Origin of the sequence: Sivoneniella epilithica UHCC 1019 (genome assembly GCF_040830845.1) — a bacterium.
Classification (GTDB): domain Bacteria; phylum Cyanobacteriota; class Cyanobacteriia; order Leptolyngbyales; family Leptolyngbyaceae; genus ULC077BIN1.
The window spans coordinates 35,044-53,355 of record NZ_JBFPDP010000011.1; the positions used below are offsets into that span (position 1 = coordinate 35,044).

At 48.3% G+C, this 18,312-nt stretch carries 10 protein-coding genes; 8 read left to right on the forward strand and 2 right to left on the reverse strand.

What is annotated here, in order from left to right:
• Positions 1 to 345: 345 nt before the first annotated feature.
• The 4 genes from AB3R30_RS09205 to AB3R30_RS09220 all read left to right on the forward strand — a co-directional run bounded on the left by AB3R30_RS09205 (position 346) and on the right by AB3R30_RS09220 (position 10,596).
• Positions 346 to 7,524, forward strand: a complete 7,179-nt coding sequence (locus AB3R30_RS09205) for a tetratricopeptide repeat protein (RefSeq protein WP_458648878.1) — start codon at positions 346 to 348, stop codon at positions 7,522 to 7,524.
• Positions 7,525 to 8,100: 576 nt separating this feature from the next.
• Positions 8,101 to 8,634, forward strand: a complete 534-nt coding sequence (locus AB3R30_RS09210; RefSeq protein ID WP_458648955.1) for a serine/threonine protein kinase — start codon at positions 8,101 to 8,103, stop codon at positions 8,632 to 8,634.
• Between the two features lie 361 nt (positions 8,635 to 8,995).
• Positions 8,996 to 9,193, forward strand: coding sequence for a hypothetical protein (locus AB3R30_RS09215; protein ID WP_458648879.1), 198 nt, complete (start codon positions 8,996 to 8,998; stop codon positions 9,191 to 9,193).
• A gap of 173 nt (positions 9,194 to 9,366) precedes the next feature.
• Positions 9,367 to 10,596, forward strand: coding sequence for a class I SAM-dependent methyltransferase (locus AB3R30_RS09220; protein WP_458648880.1), 1,230 nt, complete (start codon positions 9,367 to 9,369; stop codon positions 10,594 to 10,596).
• A gap of 160 nt (positions 10,597 to 10,756) precedes the next feature.
• On the opposite strand, the gene AB3R30_RS09225 is transcribed toward AB3R30_RS09220, so the two are convergent.
• Positions 10,757 to 12,013, reverse strand: a complete 1,257-nt coding sequence (locus AB3R30_RS09225) for a septal ring lytic transglycosylase RlpA family protein (protein ID WP_458648881.1) — start codon at positions 12,011 to 12,013, stop codon at positions 10,757 to 10,759.
• Positions 12,014 to 12,457: 444 nt separating this feature from the next.
• On the opposite strand from AB3R30_RS09225, the gene purM reads away from it, so the two are divergent.
• Genes purM through AB3R30_RS09245 form a run of 4 tightly spaced genes read left to right on the forward strand, consistent with a single transcriptional unit; the run spans position 12,458 to position 15,727 of the window.
• Positions 12,458 to 13,486 (forward strand): phosphoribosylformylglycinamidine cyclo-ligase, encoded by a 1,029-nt coding sequence (gene purM, locus AB3R30_RS09230; RefSeq protein WP_458648882.1) that lies wholly within the window; start codon positions 12,458 to 12,460, stop codon positions 13,484 to 13,486.
• A gap of 4 nt (positions 13,487 to 13,490) precedes the next feature.
• Positions 13,491 to 14,345: a 16S rRNA (adenine(1518)-N(6)/adenine(1519)-N(6))-dimethyltransferase RsmA gene (gene rsmA, locus AB3R30_RS09235; RefSeq protein ID WP_458648883.1), complete on the forward strand. Its 855-nt coding sequence runs from the start codon at positions 13,491 to 13,493 to the stop codon at positions 14,343 to 14,345.
• Between the two features lie 32 nt (positions 14,346 to 14,377).
• Positions 14,378 to 15,322, forward strand: coding sequence for a 4-(cytidine 5'-diphospho)-2-C-methyl-D-erythritol kinase (gene ispE / locus AB3R30_RS09240; protein ID WP_458648884.1), 945 nt, complete (start codon positions 14,378 to 14,380; stop codon positions 15,320 to 15,322).
• Positions 15,323 to 15,355: 33 nt separating this feature from the next.
• Positions 15,356 to 15,727, forward strand: a complete 372-nt coding sequence (locus AB3R30_RS09245) for a DUF3082 domain-containing protein (RefSeq protein ID WP_458648885.1) — start codon at positions 15,356 to 15,358, stop codon at positions 15,725 to 15,727.
• A 9-nt stretch (positions 15,728 to 15,736) separates the two neighbouring features.
• Here AB3R30_RS09245 and ppk1 read toward each other — a convergent pair whose 3' ends face one another.
• The gene (gene ppk1, locus AB3R30_RS09250) at positions 15,737 to 17,893 is read right to left on the reverse strand and encodes a polyphosphate kinase 1 (protein WP_458648886.1); all 2,157 of its coding nucleotides are present in this window, start codon (positions 17,891 to 17,893) and stop codon (positions 15,737 to 15,739) included.
• Positions 17,894 to 18,312 lie beyond the last annotated feature (419 nt).

Genomic DNA, 18,312 nt, shown 5'->3' on the forward strand with positions numbered 1-18,312 from the left:
GATGGTTCAACAAGCTTTATTTATCTAACCAAACTAAAAAATATTTTTCATAGAATAGATTTAGAGGATATTTAAGCAATGAGCCATCCTGAATACATCCGTAAAACTGTGAAAGCGCTTCAACGTCAACACTTTTGGAAAGTCTAATTTGATAAAAAAGGACAACCTCAATATCGGTCAGTGTGGCAAGATAAATGACGACTAGCTTGGGACTTTATGCCTCAAGTCGTTACCAAAATTGTTGAAGACTCTTTATTTCTTAACAGAAAATTCTAAAACGATCACCCGTTATTGCGACAGGGTAGATAAAATAGTCAGCCAGACAGCACGGGCAGGGAGCCGCCGATGAACCACGCGCCGATTTCAATTACCACTGCCCTCGACCACCAGAGAGCCGGACGCACGGCTGAGGCTGAGCAGGTCTATCGATCGCTTTTGCAGCAGCAACCCGACTCGATTGATGCCCTCAACTTGCTGGGGGCTTTGATGCATGAACAGGGTCATTATGACGAAGCACTCACCCATTTTGAGCGGGTGCTGATGTTGAAACCTAGTGCCGAGTCGCATAACAGCGTGGCGATCGTACTGAAAGCTCAGGGGCAATATTCAGCAGCGGTAGAGCAATATCGCAAGGCTTTAGCGCTGAAGCCCAATCAGCCAGAGGTGATGAGCAATTTGGGCAATGCTTTAAAGGAAAGCGGTAGTGCGGAGGAAGCGATCGCCTGTTATCAAGACGCGATCGCGCTAAACCCTAATTATGCCGAGGCACACAATAATCTCGGCATTAGTTATAAGGAGCAAGGCAACCTTGACGAAGCGATTCAGTCTTATCAAACTGCGCTCCGACTGAAACCTAACTATGTGGAAGCGCATCATAATCTCGGCATTATTTGGCGGCTTCAGGGCAAATTCGACCAAGCCGTTGATTATTTTCGGCAGGCGATCGCCCTTAAGCCAAATTATTTTGATGCCCACACCAGCTTAGGTTCCACCCTACATCAACAAGGCAAGCTTGATGAAGCGATTGCCCAGTTTAATCAGTTGCTAATCCTAAAACCCGACTCCGCCGAAACCTACAACAATTTGGCGATGGTGCTGCAAGAGCAGGGAAAGATAGACAAGGCGATCGCGGCATTCAAACAGGCGCTCGTGATTCGTCCTAACTATCCCGGTGTGTGCAATAACTTGGGTAATATTCTGCTGGAAAATAAGCAGATTGAAGCCGCGATCGCCTCCTATCGTCAAGCATTAGAACTACGCCCTGCTTACGCCGAAGCCTGTAACAATTTGGGTAATGCCTTGCAGCAGCAGGGCAAACGCGATGAAGCGGTAGCCGAATATCGCCGCGCTTTAGAACTGCGCCCCAATTTTGTCGAAGCTTTAAGCAATTTGGGAGCCGTATTGCGGGATCAGAAAAAAACCGTAGAAGGGATTTCCTACCTGGAACAGGCGCTCTCGCTTCAGCCCGGTTTTGCCGAAATTCACAATAACTTGGGCAACGCCTACCAAGAACTCAATCGCTTAGAGGAGGCGATCGCCTGTTATCGCAAAGCCGTTGAACTGAAGCCTGAGCTTGCCGAAGTGCGGAGCAATCTGGGTAACATGCTGCAATACATGGGCGAATTTGACGAAGCGTTTGAGCATTTTGAGCAGGCGATCGCCACCCATGCCGATTTTGCTGGTGCTTACAATAATTTGGGTATTGCTCGGCGCAACTCTGGGGATCTGGATGCTGCGTTTATTGCCTACGATCGCGCGATCGAACTCCAACCCGATTTTATTGAAGCCCACTGGAACAAAGCGCTTAATTATCTGCTGATTGGCGACCTAGAAAATGGATTTGCCGGATACGAGCAGCGCTTTCAGTGGAGCAAATTTATTGAACAAAATCCCCCGCGCAACTTTACCCAACCCCGCTGGGATGGCAGCCCATTGAATGGCAAAACCATCTTGCTCTATGCCGAACAGGGCATGGGCGACACCATCCAATTTATCCGCTATGTCTCCTTCGTTGCTCAGCAAGGCGGACACATCCTCCTGGAATGCCACCCGCCCCTCGTTAACCTGCTGCAAACCATTCCCCACCTCGAACAAATCATTCCCTACGGCACCGCGCTACCTACCTTCGATGTCCACGCGCCGCTAATGAGCTTGCCCTATATCTTTAAAACCACCCTCGACACGATTCCCGCTGATATCCCCTATTTACTCGCTCCAAAATCCACAGATTTTCTTCTCACCCCTCGCCCCTCGCCCCTTGCCTCTTCCGCCTTAAAGATCGGCTTTGTTTGGGATGGTAATCCTCAAAATCCTTACAATCGATCGCGCACTTGTCCCCTAGAGTTCTTGCTTCCCCTTGCCGAAATTCCTGGTGTCACTCTTTACAGTCTGCAAAAAGAACCCAAGCCCAAAGATTTAGAACTCTTGCAAGCGCATCCAGAAGTCCAGGATTTGCGATCGCGGTTGGACAACTTCACCGACACTGCCGCCTTCATGCAGCAATTGGATCTAATCATCGCCGTCGATACTGCCGTCGCCCACCTTGCCGGAGCCTTGGGCAAACCCACTTGGTTATTATTGCCCTTCGCCCCCGACTGGCGCTGGATGTGCGATCGCCCTGATAGCCCTTGGTATCCCACTATGCGACTATTTCGCCAGCCCAGCTATGGTGATTGGGAGTCGGTATTGGAAGACCTGCAAGTTGCGTTGGTAGAGCAAACGACCGGGGGCAAAGAGAGGAGAACAGGGAACAGGGAACAGGGAAGAGAGGAGAGGGAACAAGGAAGAGAGAAAAAAAACAAGAAGCACAAAAAACAAAAGGGCAAAGGTATTGACGTAAAGACTGCTTCCCTTGCCTTCACCTCCCCCACTCAAAATTCAAAACTCAAAACTCAAAACCCAAAATATTCCTTACAGGAACGCTACGCGAACAAAACTCAAAACTTCTTACCCCTCGCCCCTCCTTTGCCCGAATCGCTCAAAGTGGCAGTGCGGCACCATCAAGCAGGACAAATTGAAGCGGCAAAACAGACTTGTCGAGCGGTGCTGGAACAGCAGCCAGAGTTGGCAGATGGCTGGCATTTGCTGGCACTGATGGCACATCAGGAGCGCAATTTGGAGGAGGCGATCGCCCACTATCAACGGGCGATCGCGGCTGATCCGAACCACTGCGATTCCTACAACAATCTGGCGGTTGCTTTGCATGAACAGGGCAAATTTGATGAGGCGATCGCCCATTATCAAAAGGTGCTGGCGCTGAAGCCCGATTATGCCGATGCCCATAACAACTATGCCAATGCGCTCCGGGAAAAGGGGCGCTTAGAGGAAGCCGTGCAGCATTACCAGCAGGCGATCGCCGCAAACCCCACCTATGCCGATGCCCACAATAATTTGGGGCTTGCTTACTATGCCATGAACAACTTTGAGCAAGCCGCCGCCGCCTATCGCCAAGCCGTGGCATTACGTCCCAATTTTCCCCAAGCGCTGAACCATTTGGGCAATGCCCTCAAAGAAATGGGTAATTTTGCCGAAGCTGCTGTTTACTATGAGCAGGCGATCGGCTTAAAACCTGACTACGCCAAAGCCTACAATAACTGGGGCAATATTTTTCGCGATGAAGGCGACCTGCAAACCGCGATTCAGTACTACGACCAGGCAACCGCGATCGAACCCAATTTTGCGGAAGCGCACTGGAACAAAGCCTTGACCCTGCTGGTGGGTGGCGATCTAGAGCGTGGCTTTGCAGAATATGAATGGCGTAAACATGTCAATCTGCCCAGTTTCAAATCCCTGCGCGACTTCCCTGGTCCTCGTTGGGATGGCTCCCCGCTTAACGGGCAACTGATTTTCCTCCATGCAGAACAGGGCATGGGCGACCTGATTCAATTTGTCCGCTATGTGCCCTTAGTCGTGCAGCTTGGTGGTCGCGTCATTTTGGAATGCCATCCGCCCCTCGTCAATTTGCTACAGAATTTTCCAGGCGTGGAAACTCTCGTCCCCTATGGCAGCGCTCCACCGCCTTACCATATTCAGGCACCTCTACTCAGCCTACCCAACATCCTGGGAATCACCCTGGAAACCGTCCCTGCCGACATTCCCTATCTCAAGCCACCCAGTTCCGAATGTCGGTTGCCGAATGGCGAGTATCAAAGGGAGGCAGAAGTCACTCATTCGCAACTCGAAATTCTTCATTCGCCATTGAAAGTCGGTTTGGTCTGGTCTGGTAATCCTGAAAACCCCTACAATCGCAATCGTGCTGCGCCGCTGGCATCCTTGCTGTCTCTAGCAGATTTGCCCAATGTCAAATTTTACAGCCTACAAAAAGATCGCAGTGACACCGATACTGCCCTACTGCAAACCCATACCCAAGTTCACGATCTGCGCGACTTGCTCACCGACTTTGTGGATACTGCCAGCCTGATTCAGCAACTAGACCTAATCATCAGCGTAGACACCGCCATCACCCATCTTGCCGGAGCCTTGGGCAAACCCACTTGGCTACTCTTGCCCTTTGCCCCTGACTGGCGCTGGATGCTGCACCGCGACGATAGCCCTTGGTATCCCACCGTGCGAATTTTCCGCCAACCCCAACCCGGCGATTGGGAGAGCGTGATGCAGCAAGTCAAAATAGAATTACGAGTGACGAATGACGAAGTGCGAAGTGCGAATGACGAAGTGCGAAGTGCGAATAATGAATTTCAAACTCAAAACTTAGCATTCGACATTCAACATTCTCTTTCCGCTCCCCGACATTCGACATTCGACATTCGACACTCCCTCGAAGCCGCCCTTCAGTATTATCACAACGGAGAACTGACTGGGGCGGAGCAGATCTATCGTCAAGTTTTGCAGCAGCAGCCGGATCAAGCAGATGCGCTGCATGTGTTGGGCGTGATTTTATGCCAAACAAAGCGGTATGAAGAGGCGATCGCTCACTTACGGCATTTAACCCATCTCCAGCCCGATTTTGCCGAAGGTTGGGGCAACTTGGGCGGCGCATTACAAGAACAGCAGGAATGGGAAGACGCGATCGCCTGCTATGAGCGATCGCTGGCGTTGAATCCGGCTAATCCAAATGTGCATCAAAACCTGAGCGTGGCGCTGTTGGAGTTAAATCGTCCAGAAGCAGCGGTACACCATGCAGAACAGGTTGTGGCAGCAAGACCGGATTCACCTGATGCATTCTATAATTTAGGGTTTGCTCTGCGGCGATCGAATCGAGTATCCGAGGCGATCGCGGCTTATCGTCGGGCGATCGCGCTCCAGCCCGATTTCGTCAACGCCCACAAAAACCTGGGACATGCCCTATTGCTCATCGGCGACTTCACCACCGGTTTTGTAGAATATCAATGGCGCTGGCAGCAAGAAGGTTGGGCAGTTCGCCCCTTTACTCAACCAGAATGGGATGGCAGTGACCTCCAGGGCAAAACCATCTTGCTTCACGCCGAACAGGGCATGGGCGACACTCTGCAATTTATCCGCTATGCGCCCCTCGTCAAAGCCTATGGCGGACGAGTCATCGTGGAATGCCAAGAACCCCTGCTGCGCCTGCTTGCCCAGATCCCTAGCATCGCTCAACTGGTGCCCCAAGATGCCTTCCTACCTCCCTTTGATGTCCATGCACCTCTGCTCAACCTGCCCCGCATTCTCGGCACCACCCTAGAAACCATCCCCGATGAGATTCCTTACTTATCAATGCCAAGGGCAGAGTTGCGACTGTCGAATGTCGAGTGTCGAGTGGAGAAAGACCCTTTTGCCGCTAACCGCAGTTCGTCATTCGCAATTCGTCATTCGTCATTCAAAGTGGGTCTTGTCTGGGCAGGCAACCCCAGTCACCGCAATAATCGCTTTAGATCGTGCCGCTTGGAGCAATTTCAGCCCTTATTTAACCTCGAAAATGTCGCCTTATACAGCCTGCAAAAAGGGGATGCAACCGCCGAATTGAGTCCAGACTTGCCAGTTGATGATCTTGGGTCAGAGCTACAGGATTTTGCGGATACCGCCAGCCTGATTCAGCAACTAGATCTGATCATCACCGTGGATACGGCTGTCGCTCATCTTGCCGGAGCGCTCGGTAAACCTGTGTGGGTATTGCTAGCATTTGCCCCCGACTGGCGCTGGATGCTCGATCGCACCGATAGCCCCTGGTATTCCACTATGCGCCTCTTTCGCCAGCCCCAACCCGGTGATTGGAGTAGCGTCATGCAGCAGGTAAAAGCAGCCTTGCAAGAATTCCGAATGATGAATGACGAAACGGAAAATACGAATGGTGGAGTGCAACGTACAAATTATGAATCCCAAATTCACCTCATAGCACCATCAGTCAGTCAAGAAACGCCACTCGAAACTCGAAACTCGAAACTCGCCATTTCCTTGTCCTGGCACCTCAACGGGATGACTGATTGGGGAATTTTGGGAACACAATTAGCGTTGAATCTACGGCAAAACTCCCAGTTTGCGCCAAGGCTTCAACATTCGCTGTCTGCCTCTAGCGCTTTAACTCCGCTGGAAACGGCATTGCTGCGATCGCTCGAAGCAGAAGCCAGTAATGAATTTAATGGAATGCGGCTCCAGGCGATCTCCGATGGTTTTACGCCGATCGCTCCTAGTCCACCTGCCGATCCACAGCAGACAATCGCCCTAGTTGCCCTAGAAGATACGCACCTGGATAATCCGGCATTGGCAGCGGCAAAATCCTGTCGAGCGATCATCACAACTTCCACCTGGAATGCGGATCTGCTCAAAAGCTATGGACTAGAAGTTGCTCAAATCGGGCTGCAAGGCATTGATCCCACCTTGTTTTATCCAGGGAAAAAGGGCGATTGGTTGAGCGATCGCTTCGTCATTTTTTCCCCTGGCAAGTTGAGCTACACTCACGGTCAGGATATTTTGATTGCCGCATTCAAAGCCTTCCAAACTCGCCATCCTGACGCGCTGCTATTAACTGCTTGGTGGACAGAGGGTAGTTCCTTCCAAAATTTGGATCACGCCCATCATGTTACCGGAACCCCAGCCCTCGCCTCACAGGGACAGCTTGCAACCGCCCAATGGCTGACTCAAAATGGGTTGCCTAGTGAATCTTTCTGGGTGCTGGAACCTGTGCCTTACGCCATGCTGGGTTCAGTCTTACACCAAGTTGATGTTGCCGTTTTCCCCAGCCGCTGTGAAACTGGACTGAATTATAGCGCGATCGCTAGCCTTGCCTGTGGAGTGCCCACGGTGATTGCCAATAACACGGGTAACCGAGATCTGACTCAACACAACCTAGGCTTCCCGCTACAATCGCAACGCCGTGTCAAAGCACCCGCCGAGTTTGTGGGTGTCGAAGGCTGGGGCGAATCGGATGTGGAAGAACTGGTGGAAACCCTGGAATATCTTTATACTCATCGCGCCGAAGCGGAGCAGCGCAGCCTTGCCAGTGCCGATTGGCTGCGATCGCGCCCTTGGTCAACTGTCACCAAAAACTTCGCGACTCTCCTCAGCACTATTGTTATGCCTGTTCGAGCGTTCTCTCCAAGTTCTTGACCAAACTCTAAGTCGATCTGGTTACACGAAATAGTCATTAGACTGTTCATCAATCGCTATGAATTTGGATTGCTGATTTAGAGGTATCCACAGATCTAGAACATGACCGTGAAACTCTCACGATTGACGATAAACGGCTGACTCAGGTATTTTTAGCACTTCATCGGTTTTACCCGCAATCCTTACTTCAATAAGGAGAACAATTAAGTTGCTTTTACCTGGTATCAGTTTATGTTCTAACTAATTATCCAGAGGAGTCAACTTCAAAGACTGATCGCCTTGAATAGGTTCTTGCAATTTAGAATAAATTCTTGCTGTAGGGCTTCAATGTTTCGCCAGAAACTTGTTGATTTAACCGTTGATTAATTGCTCTAAATACTTCAAAGTTTGCGAACTTTCAGATTTCTAAATTCCTATGTGTTATCTTCATTCTCTCTGGGAATACTGGTAGCGAGGCAGTTATAAAGGCATTGAAAAGCGTGTTAGAACGTGTTTCAAAGTGCAAGAACTTATTCCTTGTAAACGTAGAGGAGGAGCACATGATAGGGAAAGCAAGACTTTCCAGGTTATTGCACGATCGAAGAACTCTATGCTGGCACAAGAACGATCGTTTATCGGGGGCAGCGCCAGGTTGATCAGCACAGGTTGCTGATCAACCTATTGCGAAATGAGTTTCCGACGTTTAGCGAACTCTTGCAATTTCAAAACCAATATGCGATCGCCAAAAATCTCAACCTTTCAGGGATCATTCAACCCTATAGCCTGGAACCCTACGGCAACGGCAACGGCTACATCTACATCTACGTCATGGAGGATTTTGGTGGTGTCTCCCTCAATCAGTGGAAGAGGCGCGTAGGGGAGTGGGGGAGGAAGTCTGACTTTTTTTCCATTGCCCTGCAATTGGTAGACACCCTACACCAGTTGCATCAACAGCGGGTCATTCACAAGGATCTTAAACCCGCTAACATTCTGATTCATCCCGAAACGCAACAAGTCAAATTGATTGACTTCAGCATTTCTTCTCTGCTGCCCAGAGAGACGCAAGAGATTCAAAATCCTACCGTGCTGGAGGGCATCCTAAAGGTAACGATTTGGAACAAGTCGTATTAGCAAGAGCCGTGCGCCTACATTTGCAAAATCGCGTGTTGGTCTATGGCAATCGCACAGTTGTTTTTGAGTAGACGCATTGCCCTTAAAAGAATTGGCTATTCTTCTTTCTTGAGAACTGTTCTAACAGCCTGATAGCACAGTTTTTTAGAAGTGCCAGCCAATCTTTGTTGCGAATTGTAAAAAAGCTTGCGATTTCTAGCCTTAACTACTATCTATAGTAGTGTCAACTGACGAATAACACTGCATATAGCGTTTATTGCCTTTGGGCTAGGGTGTGTTTCGGCTAGCGCTAGTGGTTCATCCGGTTTGACTTAAATCATTAACCTTTCAATCATTAACCTAAAAGAGCGAGAAGTGAATTATGGACTACCAAGCAAGACTAAATCCCTGGGTCATTAGTAAACTGCTACCCAATCTTAAAGAACTCGCTGTGATTCGCTTTCGCCGCAGAAACGACGCAGAAGCTTACCTCAGAGTTCTGAAGGAAATGCAGCCCCAAGGAAAGTTTGCGATTTCGTTTGATGGTGATACACGAGAATATGCCACCCAATCCGAGTAGTTGTCAACCAATCTGCAATGACTCCGGAGTGTGGTGTTGAAAAAATTAAATAGCGATCGCAAAGGCGCAAAAGGCGCACAGGTTCATAACCATTTTCAAGCAGTGAGCCAGCAGTTTTATCAGCTAGACCGTCTGTGTCACAATAAAAGCCACAATTGGGTTTGGAAAAAGCTGTGCAAGAAAAAACTGTGCAATTGGAGACCAATAGTCATCCAAGGACTCTTGATACCGTAATCACTCAACGGATTATCGAGAGTCCTGATCATAAAATTTCCTTTGCAGAGTATATGGAATTGGCGCTCTACCATCCGCTTTATGGATATTATGCGTCCTCTTCTACTCAAATCGGTGCAGCCGGAGATTTTTTTACCTCCTGTCACTTAGGTGCTGATTTTGGTGAGTTGTTAGCCAAACAGTTTGCCCAAATGTGGGAACTTTTGCAGCATCCAAGCCCCTTTACCCTAGTGGAAATGGGAGCCGGACAAGGATTGCTAGCAGTGGATATATTAACTGCTTTACAACGCAATTTTCCCGATTGTTTTGCGTGTTTGACGTATGTGATTGTTGAGCGATCGCCAACTCTAATTCAAGCCCAACAGCACCAACTGCGCCAGTTTCTTGCAGCCGGAACATTGATTGATTGGTGCGATTTTGCAGATTTGCCAAGTTCAATTACAGGCTGCTGGTTTTCTAATGAATTAATCGATGCATTGCCTGTCCATCAAGTAGTGCTAGACGCAGGACAATTGAAGGAAGTTTACGTTTCTGTGAATCAGCAGAATTCGCAAACTCAGTTTGTAGAGGTTATTGGCGACCTTTCAACCCCGAAGCTAGCAGAATATTTTGACTTTGTTGGAATTGATCTGCAATTGCCCCTTTATGCCGATGGATATCGCACTGAGGTGAATTTGGCAGCACTGGATTGGATGACGACGGTTGCTGCTCATTTACAACGAGGCTATGTTTTAACGATTGATTATGGCTATCCCAGCGATCGCTACTATCATCCCAATCGATTGGGCACGCTCCAATGCTACTTCCAGCATCAGCATCACTCAGACCCTTATCGCCATGTAGGGCAGCAGGATATCACGGCTCACGTTGATTTCACCGCATTAGTAAAACAAGGGGAACTTTCTGGATTGAACTCCGTCGGATATACCAAGCAAGCGTTGTTTTTGATGGCTCTAGGATTAGGCGATCGCCTCACGGCTCTAGGTCAGTCTCCTGCAACAGAGGCGCGATCGATTCAGGAGATTCTTCGTCACCGCGATGCTTTACACAACTTGATTAATCCGCTGGGTTTAGGTGATTTTGGAGTTCTAATTCAAAGTAAAGGAGTTGAATCAACGGTGCCCTTGATTGGGCTAATGGGCGAAATCGCCAATACTCAAAAAAATTAAAAGCGTGAATAGCCTTTTCAGTACCATTCACGCCTAAAAATTTTATCGAGCTAAAAGATAGCCCTGTGATGAGAACAGGTTTAGCGAAGGTTCAACGTCTTTCCCGTTGATTAACGATGAAACTAACCTTTCCAGGTAGTTTGACTGACTGCTAAAGTGCTTACTTGCTAACAGCCGCCGCACTTCTTGAATCAACTACCTCTAGCTTAACGAGGGCAACTCCCGATTGCACAACACCCAACACACGCGCCGCCGCCGTAGACAGATCAATAATCCGGTTGCCGTGGAAGGGACCGCGATCGTTAATTCTAACTACGACCGATTGCCCATTGTTTACGTTGGTTACTAAAACCTGGGTGCCAAACGGTAGGGTTCTGTGAGCCGCAGTCATTGCATTTTGATTGAAGACTTCACCGCTAGCGCTGCGGTTGCCGTGAAAGCCGGGTCCATACCACGATGCCAATCCGGTCAACTTAAATCGGATGGGTCCCAAGGAAATGGTTTGATTTCTCCAGGCGCTTGGTTTGCCAGTGACCTCACGCAGCGGTGACGCATCGCCTAAAAGCCGTCTCAAGCGATTGGTTGCTTGGAGCGCATCTTTTTCTAGATTGCGGGTGGAATCGGGCAGAACGGTGTTGGCATCAATTACCGCAATTTTGAGGGTATCGACCTGGATAAGGTAGCGATCGCGTCCGGTTGCCTCAGCGACTTGACCGCCCCAAGTGACAGTAATCTTATCTGCATCTAGCCCGTTGAGATAAAGCTGATTCAGTTTTGCCGCGATCGCGGTGGCTCTCCAAACGGGGTCATTTTCAGAAAAGGCAGCGTCCATACTGCTAAGATTCAGTTCCTGTGAATCTAGCTCAGATAAGGGCTTTGAAGAACTGAGCAGCGAAGTAAGGGAAGGAGAGGACAACGCTTTCGCCAGGTTCAAAGACTGAGCATTGGTAGAATTAGAAGACTTTTTCAGTTGAGTTCCAAGTTTTACATCACTCTTAGAAGCGCTGACGGAACCCTTGAACGTTAAAACTGGAATATTACGGACATACAAGGTGGCAACTTTCTGTCCAGAGATTTCATGAGGCTGAACCTTAGCAATGATCTCTTTAGTGCTATCAAACTTAGGTTTAGTCACTTGTTCACCCACTTTCACAACCTCTTCAGACTGAGTAACAGTATTCAAAGATTTGTCGGATGACGGTGCAGTTTCGGCTGCGGTTTCGCTGGGGGTTGCTTTTGGATTGGTCTGCTTAAGGCTTGCACTGGAGATCTGTTTACTGGATTCAACAGGAGTGGCATTACTTGAGGTGGAAACACCCAGGGTTGCAATCAACAGGGATGCAGTTAAACTGCCAAAAAGTTTTTGAGTCATATTCCATTGGGTAAAAGACACATCATTGGGGTTCGAGTTCCGCATGATTCGTCTGCATTTTTTCAAACGACACGGTTGAAACGTGTGGTTTGAATGCCGAAAATTAATGAATCTGCATGAAAGCTCGTGGTTTTAACCCGTAATCGGTTCGATTTCGCTCCTAATAAGTGAGAACTGCAACAGACTATCATGAAGTTTTCGTATTGGGGATCAGTGATGGTAAATGATCCCAAAAGATTCCGGAAAAATTTCTAACGATTAATGAACCTTAAAAGACCGATAGTTAAGACTTTTTGGATAGTCGTTCAATCAGGATTTTTATTTTCAGCTTCATCAAAACTTTATATTTGCGATCGCAAATTTAGCTGCAAATTTAGCTATTTATCAGCGCCATTCATCCGCAGTTCTCTTCGGCATTCAGAGACAAACCTTTAAGTTGTGGAAGACGAAAGAGTACAATGGCATCCGAGTCGTTGCTGGCAGATCTGCATGGAATATCGGGATGCAGGAGTTGATGTTGAAATGGGGCGGGCGTTTGTCGATCGCATCCGCAGTTTAGTCGCTAGTACCACTCGTCCCGGTGTTTTAGGCTCATTTGGGGGATTCAGTGGCTTATTTGAGCTACCCGCAGGTTACCATCAACCTGTTTTGGTTTCTGGAACCGATGGCGTTGGGACGAAGCTCAAACTGGCACACAGTCTCAATCAGCACGATACAGTCGGGATCGATTTGGTCGCAATGTGCGTCAATGACGTGCTGACCTGTGGTGCAGAGCCGCTGTTTTTTTTAGATTACCTGGCAACCGGGCATTTAGAACCAGAGCAGTTAACCCAAGTCGTGGACGGAATTGCCAAAGGGTGCCGTTTGGCAGGATGCGCTTTGCTGGGGGGCGAAACCGCCGAGATGCCTGGATTTTATCAATCGGGAGAATACGATTTGGCAGGTTTTTGTGTCGGTGTGGTGGAAAAAAGCCAGTTGTTGGATGGCTCTCAGGTGCAGATTGGCGATGTGGCGATCGGGTTGGCGAGTCAAGGCGTTCACAGCAATGGATTTAGCCTAGTCCGAAAAATTATCCGCGATCGCGGTTTTGATCTGGGCGATCGTCCTGCCAGTTTTGAGGGGCAATCTTTGGGCGAGAGTTTACTTACTCCTACCCAAATCTATGTTAAGCCCATTTTGCAGGCGCGGCAGGCAGGCTTAACCCTTCACGGTATGGCACACATTACCGGCGGCGGTTTGCCCGAAAATTTGCCCCGCTGTTTGGGTCAGGGGCAATCGGTGCAGATTGATCTCGCTTCTTGGACAGTGCCACCCCTATTTCAGTGGTTGAAGCAAGAGGGGAATGTCAGTCTTTCGGGTATGTTTAACACCTTTAATATGGGCATTGGTTTTGTGGTGTTGGTGCCCCCGGCTCAAGTAGACTTAACCCTTCAGCATTTTGCGGCTGAAAATATCGCCGCGTTTGCGATCGGTGAAGTGATGGCTGGATCGGGTGAACTAATCGGAATACCGGAGTAACTCTGTGCCCACACCGCGTAAACAGTTTGCCCAGCATTGGCTAAAGAGCGAAAAAGCGTTGAACAGTATCATCGCGGCGGCTGAGCTTAAAAAAGCTGATTCTAGTAAAAAAGCTGATTTTGGTAATAGAGGCGATCGCGTTTTAGAAATTGGTCCCGGTACTGGCGTATTAACTCGACAGTTATTGCCCCTAGCCGACTCTGTAGTAGCGGTGGAAATCGATCGAGATTTATGTGAACTATTAATTAAAAAGTTCGGCAAGATTGATACTTTCTTACTGTTGCAAGAAGACTTTTTGACGTTAGATCTGCCCTTAATGCTGGCACCTTTGCCAGAGTTCCAAAATCCCAATAAAGTCGTTGCCAATATTCCCTATAACATTACGGGACCCATTATTGAAAAGCTATTAGGCACGATCGCTTGTCCAGCCGAAAACCCATTTGAATCAATTGTATTACTGGTGCAGAAAGAAGTGGCGTTGCGCCTGAATGCCAAACCTGGCTCAACCAATTTTGGAGCCTTAACCGTGCGGGTGCAATACTTAGCTGAATGCGATTTTATTTGTGATGTTTCAGCCAAAGCATTTCAGCCTCCGCCCAAGGTTGATTCTGCTGTGATTCGTCTGCGACCTCGAACTTTTCAGCCTATGGCGACTGATCCTTGTTTTTTTGAAACCTTGCTGAGATTAGGATTTGGCAGCAAACGAAAAATGCTACGAAATAATTTGCAAAGTTTGATTGATCGCGATCGCGTGTCTCAATTATTGGAAACTTTGGGTGCCAATCCCCAATCACGCGCCGAAGATTTAAGCGTAGAACAATGGGTCTTGCTGAGTAATCAGTTAGTCGCCGATTTATAGCTCCTAATATTATTAGAAAACCTTTACTTTTTATGCGTAGTTACTCTTTAATTGCACCCGCAAAAATCAATTTGTATTTGGAGATTTTGGGCGATCGCCCCGATGGTTATCACGAACTGGTGATGGTGATGCAAAGTGTTGATTTAGCCGATCAAATTGATCTGCGATCAAACGGAACTGAGACAATGCGCGTGCAATGTGATCATCCCTTAGTGCCCAACGACACGAGCAATCTGGCATATCGCGCCGCTCACCTGATGAGCCAGCAGTTTCCCAAAGCCTTCGCTCAGTTTGGAGCAGTAGACATTACAATTCATAAACACATTCCAGTCGGCGCAGGGCTAGCAGGAGGCTCGACTAATGCAGCAGCGGTGTTGGTGGGATTGGATCTGCTGTGGGAACTGGGACTGACCCAGCCAGAAATCCAGGAATTGGGGGCATTACTGGGGTCAGACGTGCCCTTTTGTGTGACTGGTGGAACTGCTCTCGCAACCGGGCGGGGAGAACAACTTGATGCGCTACTGGATTTAGATAAGCTGTATGTGGTGTTGGCAAAATATCGGAGCCTCTCAGTTTCTACGCCCTGGGCATATCAAACCTATCGCCAGCAGTTTGAATCATCTTACTTACGCGAACCCACGGTTCAAGTAAACCGTCGTCGAGAAGTGCGTTCAGGGGCGATGTTGACCGCGATCGCCCATCGAGATAGCGCCCAAATTGGGCAGTTGCTTCACAATGATCTCGAAAAAGTGGTGCTGTCTCACTATCCCAAAGTGGCTGATTTGCAAAAGCGGTTTCGGGATAGGCAGCCTTTGGGAACCATGATGTCTGGTTCTGGTCCTACCGTCTTTGCGTTGACGCACACTCAGGCTGAAGCCCAACAGCTATCGGATCAGATGAGCAGCGCGATCGCCGATCCTGACCTGGAATTATGGGTTTCACAATTTAGCCATTGTGGAATTCACGTCGCACAATAAGTTAAAGACCCAATCCCATTATCGGCAGCTTTTATGAGTGACCTCCCCCAATCTGTAGACTCTACCCCTCAAGCTTCACCCGTTGACGTGCCAGTTGAAGCGACAGACAGCACCCCTCCACCCCTCACGGCTCAACGCTGTGTGATTGGCTCTATCATTGCTGGCATTATGGCATTTGGCATGTATCGGATGAGTCACGCGATCGCCCTATCTTTCGCCGTCCACAAAATCCAGTCTGACAACTTTATTGTTCAACGAATTTCTGCTGCCGTGCGAACCCTGGTAATCGGCATGACCACCCTAGGAATGGGCGTATCTGGAATCGCCGCCCTAGGGTTGTTTGCTTTATCCATTCAACTGATTATTCAAAAAAACAACCAGCCGACTCCACCCCCCTCAGCCTAAATTCTCAGTCTATTTTGCAGCTTTCAAGGCGCGTTCCATAAAGATCTTTTGGGCGCTCTGTGCTGCCTTACCTTTGGCGGGCGATCGCTGAATGTAGTCTCCATCGCTCTGCAAATCCCAGGCTTGGAGATTATCGGATAGCAAAATATCCACAATCTCTTTCAGTTCAGCTTTCAGTTTTGGATCTTCAATTGGCGTAACCGCTTCCACTCGGCGATCGAGGTTGCGGGTCATCCAATCTGCACTGCCGATATACAGGTCTTCTTTGCCGTCATTCTGAAAGTAGAAGATGCGGGAATGCTCTAGGTAACGTCCCACAATGCTGATAACCCGAATCGTTTCGCTGATGCCTTTTAAGCCAGGACGCAGGCAACACATTCCCCGCACAATCAAATCAATCTCGACTCCCGCTTGAGAAGCTTCATAGAGTTTTTTGATCATCTCTACATCCGTCAGCGCATTCATTTTGGCAACAATGCGAGCAGGTTTTCCACTGCGGGCATTTTCGGTTTCTCGTTGAATTAACTCACTCATGCGATCGCGCAACGTTAAGGGTGCCACTAACAGTTTGCGATAAGCCGATTGGCGGGAATAGCCCGTCAAAAAGTTGGTCAAATCTGTCAAGTCGGCTCCTAGTTCTTCGCAGCAAGTCAGCAATCCTAAATCGGTATAAAGTCCAGCCGTTTTAGGATTGTAGTTTCCGGTGCCAATGTGAGCATAACGTTTTAGTTTTCCGGCTTCTTGGCGAATGACTAGGACGATTTTAGTATGAGTTTTTAGCCCTGCTACGCCATATACAACATTCACTCCCGCCGCCTCTAAACTGCGCGCCCAAGTGATGTTGTTCGCTTCATCAAATCGGGCTTTTAACTCCACTAGCACCCCGACCTGCTTACCATTTTCGGCAGCGGTAATCAGCGATCGCACAATAGGCGAATCTCCCGACGTACGATACAACGTCATCTTAATCGCCAACACTTGCGGATCATATGCCGCTTGGCTAATAAACCGCTGCACTGTGGCAGTAAACGACTCATAAGGATGATGCACCAGCAAATCCCCTTCTCGAATCACAGAGAAGATATTCACCACAGCCTCTTGGTTCTGAAAAGCTGATTCCGTTTCATACTCATTAACAGCTTTCAATCGAGCCGGAATCACTGCCGTCCAAGGAGCGTCTTTCAACTCTGGCAAGGGCAGCCCCATAAAGGAAAATAAATCCTTCAAGTTCAGCAGTCCTTCTACTTCATAAACATCGTTATCCGTTAAACCAAACTCTTCGACCAGTGGCTTTCTCAGCGAGTCCGGCATCCCTTTTTGCACTTCCAACCGCACCGCCGATCCCCCTAAGCGATGCTTGCGTAATTCCTGTTCGATCGCCAACAGCAAATCATCCGCTTCATATTCCTGCACTTCCAAATCAGCATCACGGGTAATCCGAAAGAAGCCAAATTCTTGGATTGCCATCCCTGGAAACAGCATTTCTAGATTGTGAGCAATGAGTTGTTCCAATGGAATGCCTACCCACAAACACGATTTTCCTTCTTGTTGACGCAACTCTTCTGGCAAAACAATGAAGCGCGGCAAAATATTGGGCACTTTCACACGGGCAAAATGTTCTTTGGCAGTGTCTGGATCTTTAACGCTCACTGCCAAGTTCAAACTCAGATTGGACATGTAAGGAAACGGATGGCTAGGGTCGATCGCCAGTGGTGTCAGAATTGGGAAAACCCCTTCTTCAAAATAGCGTTTGAGATGCGATCGTTGATCTTTATTCAGGTCGATGTAGTTGACCAGGCGCACTCCCTTCTCGGCTAGCAAGGGGCGCAATTCATGCTCAAATAATTGATGCTGGCGGGTGACCGATGGGCGTAATTGCTGAGTAATCGCATCTAACTGTTGTTGAGGGCTGCGTCCATCGGGCGTAGATGGATTGACTTCTGCATTAACCTGACCAATCAAGCCAGAAATCCGCACCATAAAGAACTCATCTAGATTTGAGCTAAAAATGGCTAAAAATTTTAGCCGTTCTAATAGGGGAGTACGAGAATCGAGGGCTTCTTGAAGAACTCGCTCATTAAACTTCAACCAACTTAGCTCTTGGCTAAAGTAGTATTGCGAATCGGATAGATCAGTTTCAGGTGCCGTCTCGTTCACTGTGGACATGATTTCTTTTTTTTGCATAATGCTAAAGATATTCTCAAAATAAAAGAAAAAGGGAAAGATAGGTAGAACACATTATCAACATGGACTAGAGTGTGGGTTAGCTGAATGAGTGTGGGTTAGCTGAATGAGTGTGGGTTAGCTGAATGAGTGCTGGCGATCGCCCATACATTTGTGTGTAGACATCCAAACAATCTAGAATCCCCTCACTTGTGAATGGGAAAATAAGCACCTAAGAGCGTACAGAAAAATCGTCAATTATCTTAATTTTGAGCGCTGATGGAAAAAATCTTCACGGGTTTAGAAACCAGTCTTTTAGACTTTTGCTATCAGCGATGAGTGATTTTCTACCAGCCTACTGCTAGCAAAAATATCTAGTTCCTGAGTGTTTAATACACTGATTGATGCGATTTTAATAACAA